This is a genomic window from Undibacterium sp. CY21W (genome assembly GCF_014284265.1).
Taxonomy (GTDB): Bacteria; Pseudomonadota; Gammaproteobacteria; order Burkholderiales; family Burkholderiaceae_D; genus Undibacterium; species Undibacterium aquatile.
On the sequence record NZ_JACOGE010000006.1, the window covers coordinates 112,914 to 131,693 of the forward strand.

Consider the following 18,780-nt stretch of genomic DNA (forward strand, 5'->3'; position numbering starts at 1 on the left):
ACAATACCAATTTACTACAGCAGATCTGCAGTAAAATTCTGCCACTCATACAATACAACAATCACAACGAGAACAGCAGTGGCATCGCCAATGCTATGCCGTGCCGATCTGCTGCCGCACTCTGTTGCCACACAAAAATAAACCGCTTCAACAAATCCAGCGTTCTCACACGATCAGTCAGTGCCCATGTAAAATACCGCCTGCATTCATGTCAACCTGGCATATAAAGACAGGGCTTACGCAAAGTTGTACCGGCAAGGCATGGCGACGAGGACAGTACGAATAGGTCGGCCAGGAGCCATAACGCCACTGGGGCAGCTTTGCGTAAGCCCTAAAGAGACGAAGAGAACACCACATGTCAACACCAGAAACCCATAGCAAACTATCGCCACTCGCTAACCTGATATTTTTCAGCCGCTGGTTGCAACTACCACTGTATCTCGGGTTGATCCTTGCGCAATGCGTTTATGTCTTTCATTTCTGGGTAGAACTGGTTGACCTGATCGGTGCTGCACTTGGCAATCAAGCTGCGCTGCAACACATTCTTGATGCGGTTTCCACTGGCGGTGATCGTCCGACCAAACTGACAGAAACCACGATCATGCTAGTGGTGTTGGGATTAATTGACGTGGTGATGATTTCCAACCTGTTAATCATGGTGATTATCGGCGGCTATGAAACATTTGTTTCCCGTCTCGGGCTGGACGGTCACCCGGATCAGCCGGAATGGCTGTCGCACGTCAATGCTTCGGTACTGAAAGTGAAGCTGGCAATGGCGATCATCGGCATTTCCTCTATTCATTTGCTGAAAACATTTATCAATGCCGGCAATTACAAATCAGAAGTGATCATCGCGCAAACGGCAATACACATTGCGTTTCTGCTGTCCGCGATGGCAATCGCCTACTGCGATCAGATTATGACCAAGACACAGCAAGCCGCTGCTAAACATTAATAACAACGCACAAACTCAAACCAATCATGTACCCTGCCTCCCAATATTCATGCGGACTTCCTGAGCAGTCATCCGGACACCCGCATCTTTATTGGGGTTCCGCCACATCACTGGTTGATACCCGCGCCAATATTCGCTGTGCCAATATCGGCACAGCAAAGATACAGCGCAAAGAACCCTCGCTTTTTTCATTCACCTAGCCAAGAGCCACATCATGACAGTCATTAAACAAGACGACCTGATCGAATCCGTTGCTGCAGCCCTGCAATTCATCAGTTACTACCATCCTGCTGATTACATTGCCCATCTGGCGCGTGCTTATGAAGCAGAACAAAGCCCTGCCGCGAAAGATGCGATTGCGCAGATCCTGACAAACTCGCGCATGTGCGCTGAAGGCCACCGCCCTATCTGCCAGGACACCGGCATCGTCAACGTGTTCCTGAAAATCGGTATGGGCGTGCGTTTTGAAGGTTTTTCCGGCTCCATCATTGATGCCGTGAACGAAGGCGTGCGTCAAGGCTACAACAATGCCGATAACAAGCTGCGCGCATCCATCGTTGCCGATCCGCAGTTTGAACGTAAGAACACCAAAGACAACACACCAGCCGTGGTACACATGGAACTGGTGCCGGGCAATACCGTTGATGTCAAAGTCGCAGCAAAAGGCGGCGGCTCCGAAAACAAAACAAAATTTGTGATGCTGAACCCATCTGATTCACTGATCGACTGGGTCATGAAAACCGTGCCGACCATGGGCGCAGGCTGGTGTCCGCCAGGTATGCTGGGCATCGGTATCGGTGGTACTGCAGAAAAAGCTATGCTGATGGCGAAAGAATCCCTGATGGATGACATCGACATGTACGAGCTGAAAAAGCGCGGCCCACAAAACAAACTGGAAGAATTGCGTATCGAGTTGTGCGACAAGGTCAATGCTCTCGGCATAGGCGCACAAGGTCTGGGTGGTCTGACGACAGTGCTCGACGTCAAGATCAATATGTATCCGACGCACGCTGCATCTAAGCCAGTTGCGATGATTCCTAACTGTGCGGCAACACGTCATGCGCACTTCGTACTCGACGGTTCTGGCCCGACTTATATAGAACCACCGAAACTGTCTGACTGGCCCGATGTTCACTGGACACCGGACACAGAAAAATCCAAGCGCGTTGATCTGAACACGCTGACAAAAGCGGAAGTCGCTTCATGGAAACCAGGTCAGACCTTGCTCTTGAACGGCAAAATGCTGACCGGCCGCGATGCAGCGCATAAGCGTATTCAGGATATGCTGGCCAAAGGTGAATCGCTGCCAGTTGATTTCACCAACCGTGTGATTTACTACGTTGGCCCGGTTGATCCTGTGCGTGATGAAGTAGTTGGCCCGGCTGGCCCGACCACGGCCACCCGCATGGATAAATTCACCGACATGATGCTGGAAAAAACCGGTCTGATCTCGATGATCGGTAAAGCAGAACGTGGCCCGGTTGCGATTGAATCGATCAAAAAACATCAGTCGGCGTATCTGATGGCAGTGGGTGGTGCGGCTTATCTGGTCTCGAAAGCGATCAAATCTGCGAAAGTGGTTGGCTTCGCCGATCTGGGTATGGAAGCGATCTATGAATTCGATGTCGTCGATATGCCAGTGACCGTTGCTGTTGATTCAAACGGCACCTCGGTACACAATACCGGCCCGAAAGAATGGCAGGCAAAAATCGGTATCATTCCGGTGCAGTAATCCCCGCCTGTTTCCCGGTTCATCACCACGGAAAGAGGCAGCGCAAAGCCGGTATTTTGTATCCGGCATTGCTCTGCCTTTTTCCTCTCATCATAAAATGACGATGCGATTTTCCCCTGATGCACCGATAGGCGTTTTTGATTCCGGTGTTGGCGGCTTATCGGTGTTACAGCACATTCGTCAGACGCTGCCGCACGAATCCCTGATGTATTTTGCCGATTCGGGCTTTGCTCCTTACGGCGAAAAATCTGAATCAGTGATTATTGAACGCAGTTTTGCGATCACTGATTTTCTCTTGCAGCATCACATCAAAGCACTGGTAGTCGCCTGCAACACAGCGACTGCAGCGGCGATACAATTACTGCGTCAGCGCCACCCTGATCTGATCATCGTCGGCATTGAACCCGGCTTGAAGCCCGCGGCAGCTCTGAGTCAATCCGGCATCATCGGTGTCCTCGCGACGCAAAGCACCTTACACAGTAAAAAATTTCAGGATCTGCGCGATCATCTGACGCAGACGACCGGCGTTAAAGTAGAACAGCAAGCCTGTATCGGACTGGCCAGCCAGATAGAGAAAGGCGAACTGCATTCTGGTGTCACCTACTCGCTGGTGCAGAAATACGTCACACCTTTATTGCACGCAGGTGCAGATGCCATAGTGCTGGGCTGCACGCATTACCCGTTCGTGATCCCACTCATCAATGAGGTGATTGCGCAAACCTCGGCACCGGGCAGGCAAATGCACATCATCGATACGGGACTGGCCGTCGCTCAGCAATTAAAACGGCGGCTCATCAAAACGGATTTGCTGACACATAGCAGTGACGCCGCCGATGTCACCGCTTGGACTACGGGCAGCCAGTCCAGCCTGAATACGGCGTTCACGCAGTTATTGAAAATGCCAGCTACCACGATACACACCTTAGCCACGCAACACATACCGGCAGACAAATAAAAACGGCGCTCAACAGCGCTGTTTTTTACGCATATCACTGAATAATCAGTGATATGCGAAACCGGGCTACCCCGGGTATAACATCGCGTGATTAACTCAGCACTGCCGCAATCGCCTTCGCTGTTGCTTCGACATTGCCCGTATTCAGACCTGCGACGCACATGCGGCCCGAACGCACCAGATACACGCCGAACTCGTCTTTCAGACGATCACATTGTTCTGCAGTCAGGCCGGTGTAGCTGAACATACCGCGTTGCGTCAGGAAGTAACTGAAATCGCGGCCCGGTAATTTCGCACTGAGCACATCGTGCAACTGACGGCGCATTAACTGAATACGGTCACGCATCGCAACTACCTCTGCTTCCCACATCGGGCGCAACTCTGGATCTGTCAACACGCGCGCCACTAATTGGCCAACATGCAAAGGCGGATTCGAATAATTGCGACGTATCGTTGCCTTCATCTGACCGAGCACGTTCACCGCCTGCGCCGCATCCGGGCAAACCACGCTCAACGCGCCACAACGCTCGCCATACAGACTCATGCTCTTGGAGAAGGAATTCGCAACAAAGAAACTTAAGCCTTCATCAGCCAGCAAACGCACCGCATATGCATCTTCCTCTATACCATCGCCATAACCCTGATATGCCAGATCAAGGAAAGGAATTAGTTCGCGCTCTTTCAGCACTGGCACCAATGCCTGCCATTGCGCCTGCATCAGATCAACGCCGGTCGGGTTGTGGCAGCAAGCATGTAACAACACAATGCTTTTCTTTTCTGCCGCTTTGAACGCTTCCAGCATCGCATCAAAACGCAGGCCACCAGTCGCAGCGTCATAGTACGGATATGTTTTAACTGTGATTCCCGAGCCCTCAAACACAGCGCGATGATTGTCCCAGGTCGGGTCACTCACCAGCATTACAGAACCGGGAAAATAACGATGTATAAAATCGCCGCCGACTTTCAGACCACCGCTGGAACCCACTGTCTGCAAGGTCACAATGCGACCAGCCTTGACCGCCGCATGCTCGGCACCAAACAACAAATGCTGAACCGCTGTACGGAAATTCGCCGCGCCTTCCATCGGCAAATAAGGACGTGCCCCCGCCTCAGCCACTACTTTCAGCTCCGCAGCACGCACTGATGGCAACATCGGGATTTTTCCTGCATCGTCGAAATAAATACCAATGGATAAATTAATTTTATTTGGCCGCGGATCTTTACCAAATGCTTCATTCAAAGATAAGATAGGATCGCCAGGATAGGCTTCAACGTGCTGAAACATGGTATGACTCCGGATAGTTATCAATAAGTAAGACATTGCATTGATGCGGTTGCGCAACACAAAACAATGCAGTCAGGCGTCATTTTGACATACATGCGTCGCGAAACAGGATACACATAGTGTTTTTACGAGGGAAAACTGTATCTGTGAGTATGCATTCTGCCATCTGTCCGCATACCACCTGTGAGGCGCATCAAAGATATGCTTCATCCCCCATTCTATAGAACGACATCCTCCTAACGACGTATAGCTGCAGCAATCACTTTGCTTTACTCTGAGATTCGGCTGGATCAGACCGGTAACCATTCCGGACAGTACTTTTTATACCAACACCGATGTCGACACCAGTTTTCCAGAGCAATACAGAAATGGCAGCTCCCCGGAAAATTTTGCAGCACGTCCCATCATCATTTGAGAGGTATTTATATGAAGCTCATAATTAAAACGGCTTGTGCAATGCTGGCAATGGTCACCACCCTGATCACCGCCCCTGTCGCCAGTGCTGCAGGTAATGTTAAAGCTGCTGCAAAATCCACCGGTGATTTTGGCGCACCGCAGGGTATGCCTATTCAGGCTATATTAACCAGCCCGCCGAATGTTCCGCCACCGATTAAAAGAAAATATCCGGCAAAAGTGATTGTCAATCTGGAAGTCATCGAGAAAGAAATGCCCATTTCTGAAGGGGTGAGCTACACCTTCTGGACATTTGGCGGCACGGTTCCGGGGAGCTTTATCCGCGTTCGTCAGGGCGACACCGTTGAATTTCACCTGAAGAATCATCCTGCCAACAAAATGCCGCATAATATCGACCTGCACGGCGTGACAGGCCCTGGCGGCGGCGCAGCGTCCAGCTTCACTGCACCTGGACATGAATCCCAATTCTCTTTCAAAGCCCTCAATGAAGGCATTTACGTCTATCACTGCGCAACGGCTCCGGTCGGGATGCACATCGGCAACGGTATGTATGGTTTGATCTTAGTAGAACCACCAGAAGGATTACCTGCTGTCGATCACGAGTACTACGTCATGCAAGGTGACTTCTACACCACCGGCAAATACCGTGAAAAAGGCCTGCAACCATTCGACATGGAAAAAGCCATCGACGAAAGACCAACTTACGTTCTGTTCAATGGGGCTGAAGGCGCGCTGACTGGCGACAAGGCACTCAAAGCTAAAACCAATGAAAAAATCCGTCTGTTCGTCGGTAATGGTGGCCCCAATCTGGTGTCAAGCTTCCATGTGATCGGTGCGATTTTCGACAAGGTACGTTTTGAAGGCGGTACTAATTTCCAGAAAAATGTACAAACTACGCTGATCCCGGCTGGTGGTGCTGCGGTCGTGGAATATACAACCAAAGTTCCGGGCAGCTTCGTGATGGTGGATCACTCCATCTTCCGTGCATTCAACAAGGGTGCGCTGGCCATTATCAAAGTGGATGGGCCTGAAAATAAAGCCATCTATTCCGGTAAAGAGGTCGATGCGGTTTACCTGGGTGACCGTGCCGGCCCTAACCTGGCTGCCGTCACCAAAGCGACAGCCAATGCAGCCAGCGGCACGCTGACATTGCAAGATCAGGTGCTGGCAGGAAAAGCCCTGTTTGAAGGCACCTGCTCAGTCTGTCATCAATCCAATGGTGCTGGTTTGCCGGGCGTTTTTCCTCCTCTGACAAAATCAGATTACCTGAACGCCGATCATCAGCGTGCGATCAAAGTAGTACTACAGGGACTCAGTGGCAAAGTCACAGTCAATGGCAGCGAATTTAACTCTGTGATGCCACCGATGAATCAGTTAAATGATGATGAAGTCGCCAATATCCTGACGTATATCCTCAACAGCTGGGATAACAAAGGCGGCCAGATCAAGAGCGATGATGTAAAGGCCATCCGTGCGAAAACCCCGGTAAAAGCATCGGCGGAACACTGATCGCCAATACCAGGCAGATATTGCGCATAGATTGAATAGCTACTGAACTTGATTTACTTTCCACCGGAGAACCCGTTGAGTACTTTGTCCAGACCAGGTAATACCTCCACACTGCTGGCAAGCTTACGGGTTTCCTTCGGAATTCCCTTGCTGATCGTAGCGTCACTGCTATCAATCAGAGGGATAGCACAGGCAGCATCGACAGAAAATTATCAGACCATTCCGGCAGGCAGCATCGATAGTGTGCTGTCTGCCGGACGCGGCCTCAGCAATCTTCCCGTCAAAATCAATGCGTTTTATCTGCGCACGCAACCAGTCACAACGGCAGAGTTTTTTGCATTTACCAAAGCACACCCTGAATGGGAAAAAGCCAATATCCCCAGTATTTTTGCGGATGAGAGTTACCTCAGCCAGATACCTGACACCGGCCCCGAAGCCAGTCAGGCGGACACTCCGGTAACACAAGTCAGCTGGTTTGCCGCCCAGGCATACTGCGAATCTGAAGGCGGACGGCTTCCTTCCTGGTACGAATGGGAATATGTCGCAGCGGCCGACGAAACTCACGCCGATGCGCGCAAAGATCCGAAATGGCGGGCAAAAATTCTGTCCTGGTATTCCCAACCCGGCAGTTCCAGCCCAGTCAAAGTCGGTGGTGTCGCCAACTATTACGGCGTGCGCGATATGCATGGCCTGATCTGGGAATGGGTGGACAACTTCAATGCCTTGCTGGTCAGTGCAGACAGCCGCAATCAGGGCGACCCTGATCAATTACAGTACTGCGGAGCCGGAGCAATCAGCCTGCAGGATAGAGATAACTTTGCCATACTCATGCGCGTTGCCTTGCTGTCCGCCATGAATGGCGCCAACACTACGCGACAACTGGGTTTTCGCTGTGCGAAAAACCTACCTCAGGAAAAACCATGAAACGACTGAACTCATTGACTACCGGTCTGCTGTTCTCGGCAAGCTGTCTTTTGCTGGCATCAGCCACATCCGTGCTGGCACAAACAGCTGACGGTTCCGCTTCCAGTAGCAGCGCCAGCGTCACCGCCACAGCAAATGCCACCGCAAATGCCAAACCCCTGCCCGGTAATTCGGTTTATAAGATTGCTGCCACACTGAGCAATCAGAATAACGAATCCTTCACACTGGCAGACAAGCGTGGCAAACCTGTGTTGGTCAGCATGTTTTATAACTCATGTGAATTCGTCTGCCCTATGCTGATCGAATCGATGCGTCTGGTGGAAAAAGACCTGACCCCGGCAGAGCGCGACAATCTGTCCATGATGCTGATCACCTTCGATCCGGCACGCGACGATATCCAGGCACTGCAATCGGTCGCCAGCAAACATGAACTTAATCCAAAATACTGGACCATTGCCCGTACCGACCCTGCCAGCGTCCGCAAGATTGCGGCTGCACTGGGCATTCAATACCGTCTGCTGGAAGATGGGGAATTCAATCACACCACAGCCATGATACTGCTGGATGGCAATGGCAAAATTGTTGGGCGCACACAGAAAATCGGCACGTCTGATCCGGCTTTCCTGAAGCAAGTCAGAAAAGCCCTGCAAAATCCGTAACGGCACAAGCGCTCAATACGCTCAATACACATCGTAAAAAAAGCCCTGCATCAGCTGTCTGATGCAGGGCTTTTTTCTTTTGTCGGCAGGCTGACAGACACGTCAGACGACGCGCTTCGGGTAGCCAATTGCGTCAGCCTCAGCATAGACTGCACTTAAATCAGCATCGGGATTCAGCGCCAGAATGAGGACATCATCAAGCGGCTGATGAGAAAACAGCGCCTCTACCGCAGCGAGTGACACAGCAACTTCGTAGTATTCTTCCGCCCATGCTTGATAAGCGGCGGGCGACGACACGATCAGCGCAAGCATATCGTCGGAACCGTCATGACTTAAACTGCTGCTGACCTTACTCCAGCTCACATCGTCCGTTTGTCGCCAGTAACAAAAAGTTGCGCATTCCATAGAAAATGCCGGCTCCTGCAAAAATGACGCAAAATTCGCCGGCACCTTTGCCTGAATGGCTTGAGGAAGCCCGGCATCATCAGCCAGTTCGTGTGCGCACCCCTTGAGCGCCGCCCCGGCAGCATCCAGCAGCAAGAACCAGTCATCGCCGCAACCATTCCGCATCGATGCCATTTCTTCACCCTGCCCCCAATGGCGATCAAAGCTGTAATAGCGATATTCCCATTCCGGACAAAGTATCGCATCCAGCATCGCAAGCGATTGCGTGACCCGGCGTATTTTTGGAATGGATGGCAGTAAATCAGGTGACATGATTGGTACTTAACGTTCGACGTAAGGGGCGGCTTGCGGCTTGGCGCAAGACGTCCCCTTGACGGAGGGGTGAGGTTTACCCGACGCACGGAGCGCCAGGCGCCAGCATTGTTGCGACGAAGATTGAGCCGCCATAGACAATTAGCACAAGCTCCCGCCGATTGATGAAGGACGGGACCTACCGGGGAGGTAGAACCATTGACCTGTACGTATGGACTGAAGCAATGTACCGATCCCAAAGAGCAAGAACCCGGCAAGCGTGAAATAGAACTGGCGAGAGCGGGACCTGCACTCTGTTTCTGTGGATATCCACTTCCCCTCCGAATAGAGGACCGCAGTCGTGTTTCCCTCGGCACTGACATACCTCTCTTTGATGTCTTCACGCAGCCGCTCCTTGGAGGCCAGGTCGTATTCTGCCGGGGCGTGCTCGGCGCTAGTGGGCTGGAACGAGCCTTTGGCAACGTAGCCTGCGCCAGGAGCGAGGAGTTGAGGGCGCTCTACCCTCTCGAAATACCACTGGGTAATGCTGGCCGAAAAGAAGACGAGCGTCAGGAGTGCAGGCAACGGGACGAAGATGAGCCAGCGATGACGCATAGAAGTAAACCTAACGTTGTAAGTAAGGGGCGGCCCGCTTGCGGGACGTCCAGCGGAGGCCGCAGGCCGTAGCGGCCTTGACCGCAATGTTAGGTGTTGCCATAGCCCTCGCCCCATGGTTTTTGCTGAAGAAGTGACATTTCATTTGCTTGGAGCAACTGCCATAACTCAAGCGCAACGTTTCGTGGCACTGCATGCATGTGCTTTGGGCCTTCACCTATTTCAATATTCTCGAATACGACGAGGCCACTTTCAAACACTGAAAGAGACCAACCTTCTTCTGTATTGAGTGAACAATCAGGATGCTCTTGGTCGTTTTGGGATAGCTCGTTGAGTGCGCTTGCGAGATCGCCGGGTTGTGGATTTTGAATAGTTCCGCCCCAGCGTTTTGTGAGATAGCAGTTCAGCATGATTGAAGACACCTAACGTTTGACGTGAGGGGCCGCCGGAGCGGCGAAGCCGCGAAGGGAACCCGCAAGCGCAGCTTGTGGGCAGTCCCTCTCGACGGAATGGTTAGACAATGCTGCGCTCATAGATCTCACGATCCAGCACCCTGTCTGCAGATAAGCCTGCGATGACTCTGCTTTCGGTAGGCAGTGACTGAACAAATTTCACCACATCTGAAGGTGGTGTCATGTAATTCAAGCTGATTGAGCCATCTCCGTTCTGCGTCCCATGCTTAAGCAGAACCGGAAGCGCCTCATTCCATGCAACGAATGTTGTGTCTTCCTTCTTACGGAAAAACTTTGTAGGCGCGAGTTCTTTGCGGGGGACGCAAAGATAGTCAACGCGTGTAACGACCACAGGAATGCCATCAGGCCAGACGGCTGCCGTTACGGTTGTCCCACCCAGGTTCATAAACATGATACAGGGCACGAATTTTGACTCGCCAACACGTGCCTGTACTTGAGTGCGTGACCAGTTCCACCGCCACGCGTTGTGAAGCTGTTCGGCGGGAAGGTGAGAAATGCCGCTTCTGTTGTTTTCATCTTTCAGGATGGATGTGTATCCGAATTCGTTTCCGCAATTCCACCCGGACAAGAGTTTTTCTGCGTTGTATTCACCGTCACCCATGCCTTCCATTTGTGGGTCTGAGACGAGAAGATCGAAGTGTTTGACGAACGCAGTTACCTCGGGCTCTGCTTCGAAAATGAAGTAACTTGGCCGCAGGTAGTTGATGTTTAGCGCGACAGGAAAATGCTCAAGCAGCTCATCGTCATCTTCTTCAGGCAGTTGCTCTGTCTGAAGTTCGAACACGAAATAGACCCCAGTATCTTCATTGCCGTACCACGCCTGAGACCCCTCGCATTTGTAGTTTGGCCTTTCGCGAAAGTAGGCATGAAAGAGTTCTTCACTGAAAGAACCGTTTCGAGGCTTGAAGTACAGGTCGTAGCTCATATCGGTAATGTCTAACTTGTTTTAAAGTGCAAATTGGCAAAATATCAGATAGATGAAAAATAAGCAACAAGTTCCAATGCCTCGCAAGACCTTATCTGGTATAGCTTTTTTTCATTACACTGATTAAAAGCACAGTATAACAACAGGAACCTGCCTACGTTTGTCGCATGCTCAAATACGTCGGGGCATCACATCAGTTAGGCGCGCAGACGCATGCACCCGAACCCGCGGGGAAAACGCTCTTATTGTACATACTCCCCCCTGTTTTTTATAAAACACCTCAAATCTCAGCATAAACATTGGGCTTATAAATATACCCCGGGGAGTATATTTTCGGGGTTTGAAGGGCTGAAAAAGGGTTTGGGAAGCACCTGAGACCGAAAGACAACTCGTGAGCACAAAAATCAGAGGCAGGCAATCGGGCGATTTGCCTGCACTCGGGAAGGATTAGCTCTGAAAGTCGTTTAATCCAGCGGTCGGCACAGCGACAGCACATGCCCCTGATCCGGGCGGGCGGCGCCGCTCAGCATGGCTTCATAAACCTGACGCACATCGGCTTCGCCGTCACCGTGGCTGATCTGCATCCACGGTTTTTCAGCCGCCATGACGGGTTGCATGAAGGCTTGCCATGCGTCTGCAAGGCGTTTCTGTACGCCACCCGGGCCCCAGTCTGTCATGCGTTTTTTGATTTGTACCGGAGCAAAAAACAGGGTTGGTCTGGCACCCGGCAAACCGGCTGCACCGCTGAGTTCATCCCAGTGCGTGCCGCCGACGGCACAGCTGTATTTCATGTTGTCGCCGAAATGATGATGCAACTGGCTGCGCAACTGCCCGTTGCCCGCCATATCGACATACACCACGGCCTGATCAGCCGCCAGTGTGGCGACCTGATCATAGCTGATGACCTGATCATAAATTCCCATATTGCGGACGAAGTCCAGATTCGCCGCCGAGGTCAGACCGATCACCTTGCAGGTTTTGTCCTTGCGCTGCGACAGCATAAACGCGAGGCCATACGCCGTTTTGCTGGAAGCGCTGGAAATCAGCACCGATTGCGCACCGAAAAACTGGTTGTCATCCAGAAAATCATCGATCATGAAGGATGTGATAAACAGCGGCCGCAGTAGCACCTGTACATCTTCCGATTCTTTGGTGTAGCCAGGGTCCGTCGTGGTTCTGACGTAATGGTTGTACAAACCGTGCATCGCCTGACGGTGTTCTGCGCCATCCATAAAACCAGCGTCTGAGACGCGGGTAGCATTCACGGTCAAATGCGTCGCCATCGGGTAGTAGCCGTAGAAACGTTCACCGACTTGCACACCATCGGCTTTGGACGCGATGACATCGGCAAAACCCCAGACCGGGATATTGCCCCAGCCCTTTTCTGTGGGAAAGAAATTCCAGTATTGCATGGCCTCGCCAAAAGCGGCATAGGTAACGTTATTGGATGTAAAGGCAAAACGGTCTATCTGCAGCAACACCTGTCCGTCTTGCAGCTCGCCCAGCGTTGGTAAACGCAAAGGGACAAATCTGGATTCAGGCAAGTGGCTTTTGTTGACGATGAATTCTTTAGGCTGGATGCTCATGTCTCGTTATCTGTTTTATTAAAAAATGCAGTATTGCATGTTTTTTGACATCTTTTTTCCCCGGTCACCGTTGTGATTCAAAAAATGCGCCTCGTCACTATCGATGATCGTGCGTCTTCTCATCGGCAACGCCACCGATGCCATTGTTTATCCAGACCAGACTACAAAAGGCGTAATGACGGGCAAATTTGACACACTTCACAAAAAACCAGCGTAGCGGCAAAAACACAGGCAACAAAATAAAAGCACAGAACGCACCAAAATGGACATCGAATATTCCATCCAAATACAAGATAAGAAATTAAAGTCGGAATGCACCAATCTGAACACTACTTTGGTGCGCCGCAATAAAATAAGAAAAATCAGGCGCTCACAAGCTCTGATTTTACAAACAAAGAAATTCACTGGCGAAAAAAAAGCCCGCATTTGCGGGCTTAAATCCAAAACCTGAGAGGTGTTGGAGGAGACAGTTCCAATATACTGCATTGCAGCAAAAATATCTACCTCAATGACAAAAAAAGACCATTATTTTTTTATTTTCCAAAATTAAGGACTCTTCAAAGCAAACTAGTTGCTTCAAACATACACATTGCATGCAACACAATAATTATATTTGCGACAACAATGTTAAAAATGTAAAATGTTTATTGGCGTTTATTTAATGAAATTGACTTGAATCAACGTCAGATTCCGGTGATGTCAGATACGTTCAGGCACATCACTTACTTATCCCTATAAAAAAAATTTTACACATGATTAAGAAAAATATTATCGCTGCAGCTCTGCTCGCCACTGGTTTTGCTATGAGCGCAAGCGCGTCAGCACAGGCTTATGTTGGCGGTACAGTTGGTCAGGCAAAATGGAATGCAGACTGCCAAGGCACAACACAATGCGACACATCAGACACAGCGTTTAAATTACTGGGCGGACTGGATCTGTACCCTAACATCGCTGTAGAAGCCAGCTACTTCTCTCTGGGCAAAGCAACTGCCAATGTCAGTGGTATCAAGGCCGAATTCAAAGCAAGCGGCGTTGACCTCGTTGGCGTATTCAAAACTACACCAGTCAATGGTTTCGTTGGCTTTGCTAAATTGGGTGTCGGCTACATCAAAGGCGAAACCTCTGTCTCCGTCGGTAGTCTGGCAGGTTCAACTTCCAAAAACTCCGCTCAAGCAGTTGCAGGCTTGGGTGTGACTTATCAACTCACAAACAATGTCAGCCTGCGCGCTGAATACGAACGTCGCGATGCAAAAGTTGCTGACGTCGACGGCGCAAAAGTAACGATTTCCAACTTCTCCGTTGGTGCTCAATACGCATTCTGATGCATTGATTGCCTTGTGCAATCCATTATAAAAAAAGCATGCTCAGGCATGCTTTTTTTATTGAAAAATACGCACGCTATATTGATCCTCCCAGACCGTACTCTGACTCAGCGATGATCTTCACGAGAAGATCGTCACGACCTATCGTTCATATCACATCACTTGCAGGAATACACCGCTGTTTAATGGCACAGCAAATTTCAGATATGATCGCCCTTCCGAATCATTATCTGAAAGTACACAAGCATGTCGAATTCCTTTTTATCCAAAGACCAGCCAGACAGATTAAGTAAAACCAGCCGCGTATTGCATTGGCTGATCGCACTCGGTATGGTCGCGCTGCTTTGCGTGGGCATCATCATGACGAAAAATGAGCTGTGGAATCTCTACGACCTGCATAAATCGATAGGCTTACTGCTGTCGGTGTTGATTATTTTTCGTGTGATCTGGAGAGCGGTGAATGGCTGGCCGCATCCGGCTGGGCACTATCGTCCAGTTGAGAAATTTTTAGGAAAAATCACGCACTGGGGTTTAATCATCGGCAGCGTTCTGATTCCCGTGTTCGGTATGATGCACTCGGGTTTCAGCGGACATGGCTTTGGAATTTTCGGGCTGGAAATCGTGAAGGAAAATCCAGACCCGCAACGCCTCAATGAAGTTCTCCCTATCTGGGAAGCCGGATATAAATTTGGTCAGGCAGGCCATCAGTACATCAGCTATCTGCTGATATGTCTTTTGGTTTTACATATTGCGGGCGCACTCAAACATCACATTGTCGATAAAGATAAAACCTTGCTGCGTATGCTGGGAAAATAAATCTCAAAAAAAAGCCGGTGTATTTGCAACACCGGCTTTTTTTCCCTTCTTTCGCTGCCTGGAATGCCTTTCATTCATTGCATTCAATTTTTACGAAACTACAGCTTATTCTTCTGCATGATTATGTGAATAATCATTGGCTTCCACCGGCACGTTCACACCGTTGATTCCTTCAAAGAAGAATGGCTTGCGGGCTTTTTTGCTTGCACCGGTTTCGTTCATGCTGGCGGTATCGTATAAGCGGCCATTGATCATCACCTGAGTTATGCGGTCAGACTGACGAATGTCTTTCAGCACATCGCCATCGATCACCATCAGATCGGCCAGTTTGCCCGGTTCCAGCGAGCCCACATCTTTATCCAGACCGAGGTAGCGCGCGCCGTTAATCGTCGCGCTACGGATCGCTTCGATTGGTGTCATGCCGCCGCGCACCAGCGTCCACATTTCCCAATGCGCCGCCAGACCTTCACGCTGACCATGCGCCCCCAGATTCACAGGTACACCGGCTTTTTGCAGCGCCACGGCGGTTTCCGCGGTACGGAACACATTGAAATCCTCTTCCGGTGCGGTCACACGACGCACGCTGCGCGGTTGCAATACCGAGCGCGGCACGTATTTAGACAAGAGTGGATGCTTCCAGACATCAGTACGCGCATACCAGTAATGCTCGCCATCCAGCCCGCCATAAGCAACGCCGAGTGTCGGGGTGTAACCGACCTTGGTCTGCGACCATAACTGCTTCACATCATCGTAAACTTTTTCCACTGGCAGCGCATGCTCGACACCGGTATGACCATCAACCACCATCGTCATATTGTGCTGAAACAGCGAGCCGCCTTCGGGCACCACCATCATGCCGGTCTGCCGTGCGGCTTCCAGAATTTGCTGACGCTGTTCGCGGCGTGGCTGGTTATAGCTTTTCACCGAGATCGCGCCTGCTGCTTTCAGGCGTTTCAGATGCGTCATCGCATCATCCAGACTATTCACCACAGCGCTGAAATTGCCTTTTGCGCCGTACAGAATTGTGCCGGTAGAAAAAATACGCGGCGCCACCACTTCTCCGGCTTTCTGCAATTCGCTGTGGGTGAAAATATCATTGGTGTCGTTCGACGGATCATGAATCGTCGTCACACCGAAAGCGAGCGACGCGTAATCGATCCAGCTTTGTTGCGGAATAATGCCGCCCTCACCCATGCCGCCATGCCAATGCACATCCACAATCCCCGGCAATATGGTTTTGCCTTTCGCATCAATCACGGTGGCACCGGCAGGCGTCGCCACCTCTGACGTTTTGCCTATCTGCACAATGCGATTGTCTTTGATGACGATGCGGCCATCGTCTATCACTTCATCGCCTTTCATGGTCGCGATTTTTGCGCCGGAAATCACCGTCACCCCGGTTGGTTTATCAGCCTTTTGCGCAAAGCCTATCTTCATGCCGTTTTCACTGAATTTCGGCAATTCCTTCGGCGCACCGGGCACGAAAGCAAAGGCGTCTTTCAGATCGCGGGTGAACAATTCATCGCCCAGCGCAAAATGAATTTTCTTGCTATCACCCGACCAGTGCAGATATTGGCCAGCATTCACATCCAGCTGTTTGACTGGCAGCGCATCCATTTTCTGGCCTATCGTGATTGGCTTGCCCGCCAGCGGCAGCGGCGTCACGTACGCATGGAAACGCTCGCCGAATGCCAGCCATTCGCCATCAGGCGAGATCGCAAACTCACCGGCAAATTCACTCTTTGCCACCGCCTGTTCCGGTGATTTATCCAAAGGTACACGTACCAGCGATGTTGTCCAATCGACTTCGCCGGTGTATTTGGTGCGGCTCACATACACCGCGCTGCCATCTTTACCAAACTGCGGTGCGCTGCCGTCATCAGTCACCAGCACCGGCGCAGATTTACCGTCGGCATTCGCGATATACACGCCCGTTTCGACCGCATACCACGGCGTGGTCAGGTAACCGCCTTTGGCCTTGACGAAAACGACTTGCTTACCATCGGGTGAAAAACGGGCCTGCACATATTTACCCGGTGCTTTCGTGATCAACGTCTCTTTGCCCGAGGCGATATCCAGCACCTTCACCGTACCGAGTTTCTGATCATTCCAGGTGGTGTAAACCACGCTTTTGCCATCACGGGAAAAGCTGGGGAAATATTCAAAATTCTCGGTTTGTTTCGTCAGTCGACGTGGTGTGCCATTCGGTAAATCGCGGACATATAAATGACCCAGCGCCGAGTAAATCACTTTGTCGCCCGCAGGTGCAACATTCACCCAGCGCAGTTGATGCACATCGAACTGATCCGGCGCGACCTCATGCGCGAAGCGCAATGCCGGACGAATTTCACGCGTATCTTTGACATGGAAAGCAATCTCAGTTGCTTTGCCTGCAAACGGATCAAGACGCCATAATTTACCCTTGGCCCAGACCACAATTTCTTTACTGCCCGGCATCCACGCAAACGCAGGATACACGCCGTGGATCGCCCAGGCTTCCTGCATATCGCGTTCCAATTCGGGCCAGGCGGCAGTTTCAGCGCCGGTGTCGAGATTTTTCAGGAACAAGGTGGATTGATTGCGCACACGACGCACGAAGGCAAGGTATTTGCCGTCCGGCGAAGGCACGGGACGCACCGCACCGCCGGGGCCGCTGACAATGGCTTTGACTTTACCATCCTGTAAATCTTTGCGGAAAATCTGATAGATCTGCCCATTCGAATCTTTGTTGTATTCAAACGAGGTGCCGCCAGTCGTGTCTTGCGAATAATAAACATAACGGCCATCCGGCGAGAACGCGGGTTCGCCCAGATCTTTTTGCCAGTTCGGCTTTTCGTTCAGTTGTATGCCTGCACCACCGCTGGTGTGATACATCCAGATTTCACCGGACCCCAGTGAACGCGTGCCGCTGTAATGTTTGCGGGCGGCGATGTAATTTCCATCCGGATGCCAGACCGGATTATTCAACAGGCGGAAATCTTCTTTGGACACCGCACGCGGGTTGCTGCCATCCGCATCCATGACCCAGACATTATCGCCACCACCGGCGTCCGACATAAACGCAATGTGTTTGCCATCAGGCGAAAAACGCGGCTGCATTTCCCAGGCGAGCGAATGAGTCAGCGCTTTTGCTTCGCCACCGCTGACCGGCAAGCTGTAAATATCGCCCAGCAAATCAAACACCACTTGCTTGCCATCAGGGCTGACATCGACGCTCATCCAGGTGCCGCTGCGGGTATCGATATTCACCGTTTGTTTTTCGCCGGGTGGATTATTCACATCCCATTTTTTCTTGTCGGCGTCGGGCTTCTTGTCCGCGCTGGCATTGGCTGCCAAGGGCTTGACCGCATCAGCTGCGAAAGACACCGCCGGAAAACACATCATGACTGCCAGTGCACCCGGCAAAAATCTGGAAACACGCATCAATTTTCTCCCTGTTGATTTTTTTCAGTTCACCTTCGTCCACCGTTGTTTCGCACAAATGCAGAAACCGGCTGAGCGCAGATGATATTTGGCGTCTATCGGATACGGGAAACAGGAAAATAGTTCCCGTTGTACGCGCATTTAGTTACTGTTTAGTTGCAGTTTCATTTCAATTTCACGATGGCGGGCGTCGCGTCTTGCGCGGTGACGAAGAATATTCTGGAACCGCCTGAAGAGACCGCAGATTCTGTCGTCCAAAATCAGCCATAGAGAAACTCATCAACCCTAGGGACACCAGTAGCGCAAGCCAGCACAAGGGGGAATTTGCCTGCATACCATCTGTAAAACGTCAAAAACGACTTAAATATACTCCCCCCAGTATATTTTAAAGCCCTTTATTGATAAGGAGATGAAGGCGAAAATGGCAGATACTCCCTTTTTTTCTTCATTTCCCGGGTATTTTTGGAGGTCACACGACAGCCGGACCAGCG

At 51.0% G+C, this 18,780-nt stretch carries 14 protein-coding genes; 8 read left to right on the forward strand and 6 right to left on the reverse strand.

The features are described 5' to 3' along the window. Positions 1-355 precede the first annotated feature (355 nt). The 3 genes from H8K29_RS14500 (at position 356) to murI (ending at position 3,642) form a co-directional block, all read left to right on the forward strand. Positions 356-955, forward strand: coding sequence for a TIGR00645 family protein (locus tag H8K29_RS14500; RefSeq protein ID WP_186885782.1), 600 nt, complete (start codon positions 356-358; stop codon positions 953-955). Between the two features lie 214 nt (positions 956-1,169). Then, a complete protein-coding gene (locus H8K29_RS14505) occupies positions 1,170-2,687 on the forward strand; it encodes a fumarate hydratase (protein WP_186898155.1) in 1,518 nt (505 codons plus the stop codon). Positions 2,688-2,790: 103 nt separating this feature from the next. Then, positions 2,791-3,642, forward strand: a complete 852-nt coding sequence (murI, locus tag H8K29_RS14510; protein WP_186898156.1) for a glutamate racemase — start codon at positions 2,791-2,793, stop codon at positions 3,640-3,642. A 91-nt stretch (positions 3,643-3,733) separates the two neighbouring features. Here the strand turns inward: murI and H8K29_RS14515 are convergent, their stop codons facing one another. Beyond that, a complete protein-coding gene (locus H8K29_RS14515; protein WP_186898157.1) occupies positions 3,734-4,927 on the reverse strand; it encodes an amino acid aminotransferase in 1,194 nt (397 codons plus the stop codon). Between the two features lie 465 nt (positions 4,928-5,392). Between H8K29_RS14515 and nirK the strand changes: the two genes are divergently transcribed. The 3 genes from nirK (at position 5,393) to H8K29_RS14530 (ending at position 8,433) form a co-directional block, all read left to right on the forward strand. After that, a complete protein-coding gene (nirK, locus tag H8K29_RS14520) occupies positions 5,393-6,850 on the forward strand; it encodes a copper-containing nitrite reductase (RefSeq protein ID WP_223827070.1) in 1,458 nt (485 codons plus the stop codon). Positions 6,851-6,925: 75 nt separating this feature from the next. Beyond that, positions 6,926-7,774 (forward strand): formylglycine-generating enzyme family protein, encoded by an 849-nt coding sequence (locus H8K29_RS14525; protein ID WP_255423393.1) that lies wholly within the window; start codon positions 6,926-6,928, stop codon positions 7,772-7,774. Continuing rightward, a complete protein-coding gene (locus H8K29_RS14530; protein ID WP_186898158.1) occupies positions 7,771-8,433 on the forward strand; it encodes an SCO family protein in 663 nt (220 codons plus the stop codon). The genes H8K29_RS14525 and H8K29_RS14530 overlap by 4 nt, the downstream gene beginning before the upstream one ends. Positions 8,434-8,535: 102 nt before the next feature. On the opposite strand, the gene H8K29_RS14535 is transcribed toward H8K29_RS14530, so the two are convergent. From H8K29_RS14535 to H8K29_RS14550, 4 genes are all read right to left on the reverse strand, one after another. Next, a complete protein-coding gene (locus H8K29_RS14535; RefSeq protein ID WP_186898159.1) occupies positions 8,536-9,150 on the reverse strand; it encodes a hypothetical protein in 615 nt (204 codons plus the stop codon). A 683-nt stretch (positions 9,151-9,833) separates the two neighbouring features. Further along, a complete protein-coding gene (locus tag H8K29_RS14540; protein WP_186898160.1) occupies positions 9,834-10,154 on the reverse strand; it encodes a hypothetical protein in 321 nt (106 codons plus the stop codon). Between the two features lie 103 nt (positions 10,155-10,257). Further along, the gene (locus tag H8K29_RS14545; RefSeq protein ID WP_186885774.1) at positions 10,258-11,142 is read right to left on the reverse strand and encodes a hypothetical protein; all 885 of its coding nucleotides are present in this window, start codon (positions 11,140-11,142) and stop codon (positions 10,258-10,260) included. A 464-nt stretch (positions 11,143-11,606) separates the two neighbouring features. Beyond that, positions 11,607-12,728, reverse strand: a complete 1,122-nt coding sequence (locus tag H8K29_RS14550; RefSeq protein WP_222611496.1) for a DUF2855 family protein — start codon at positions 12,726-12,728, stop codon at positions 11,607-11,609. 752 nt (positions 12,729-13,480) lie between these two features. Here H8K29_RS14550 and H8K29_RS14555 point away from each other — a divergent pair. Together H8K29_RS14555 and H8K29_RS14560 are read left to right on the forward strand one after the other, a co-directional pair. Further along, positions 13,481-14,050: an outer membrane beta-barrel protein gene (locus H8K29_RS14555; RefSeq protein ID WP_186898161.1), complete on the forward strand. Its 570-nt coding sequence runs from the start codon at positions 13,481-13,483 to the stop codon at positions 14,048-14,050. Between the two features lie 246 nt (positions 14,051-14,296). Beyond that, entirely contained in the window at positions 14,297-14,866 is a 570-nt protein-coding gene (locus H8K29_RS14560; protein ID WP_186898162.1) for a cytochrome b, read from the forward strand. Positions 14,867-14,971: 105 nt separating this feature from the next. Here H8K29_RS14560 and H8K29_RS14565 read toward each other — a convergent pair whose 3' ends face one another. After that, positions 14,972-18,289 (reverse strand): amidohydrolase family protein, encoded by a 3,318-nt coding sequence (locus H8K29_RS14565; protein WP_186898163.1) that lies wholly within the window; start codon positions 18,287-18,289, stop codon positions 14,972-14,974. Positions 18,290-18,780: the final 491 nt, after the last annotated feature.

What these genes read in the sequence shown, in the direction of transcription:
- murI (WP_186898156.1), top strand. Translation starts at nt 2,791, where the DNA reads ATGCGATTTTCCCCTGATGCACCGATAGGCGTTTTTGATTCCGGTGTT.
- H8K29_RS14555 (WP_186898161.1), top strand. Translation starts at nt 13,481, where the DNA reads ATGATTAAGAAAAATATTATCGCTGCAGCTCTGCTCGCCACTGGTTTT.
- H8K29_RS14505 (WP_186898155.1), top strand. Translation starts at nt 1,170, where the DNA reads ATGACAGTCATTAAACAAGACGACCTGATCGAATCCGTTGCTGCAGCC.
- H8K29_RS14545 (WP_186885774.1), bottom strand. Translation starts at nt 11,142, where the DNA reads ATGAGCTACGACCTGTACTTCAAGCCTCGAAACGGTTCTTTCAGTGAA.
- nirK (WP_223827070.1), top strand. Translation starts at nt 5,393, where the DNA reads ATGGTCACCACCCTGATCACCGCCCCTGTCGCCAGTGCTGCAGGTAAT.
- H8K29_RS14500 (WP_186885782.1), top strand. Translation starts at nt 356, where the DNA reads ATGTCAACACCAGAAACCCATAGCAAACTATCGCCACTCGCTAACCTG.
- H8K29_RS14550 (WP_222611496.1), bottom strand. Translation starts at nt 12,728, where the DNA reads ATGAGCATCCAGCCTAAAGAATTCATCGTCAACAAAAGCCACTTGCCT.
- H8K29_RS14535 (WP_186898159.1), bottom strand. Translation starts at nt 9,150, where the DNA reads ATGTCACCTGATTTACTGCCATCCATTCCAAAAATACGCCGGGTCACG.
- H8K29_RS14530 (WP_186898158.1), top strand. Translation starts at nt 7,771, where the DNA reads ATGAAACGACTGAACTCATTGACTACCGGTCTGCTGTTCTCGGCAAGC.
- H8K29_RS14515 (WP_186898157.1), bottom strand. Translation starts at nt 4,927, where the DNA reads ATGTTTCAGCACGTTGAAGCCTATCCTGGCGATCCTATCTTATCTTTG.
- H8K29_RS14540 (WP_186898160.1), bottom strand. Translation starts at nt 10,154, where the DNA reads ATGCTGAACTGCTATCTCACAAAACGCTGGGGCGGAACTATTCAAAAT.
- H8K29_RS14565 (WP_186898163.1), bottom strand. Translation starts at nt 18,289, where the DNA reads ATGCGTGTTTCCAGATTTTTGCCGGGTGCACTGGCAGTCATGATGTGT.
- H8K29_RS14560 (WP_186898162.1), top strand. Translation starts at nt 14,297, where the DNA reads ATGTCGAATTCCTTTTTATCCAAAGACCAGCCAGACAGATTAAGTAAA.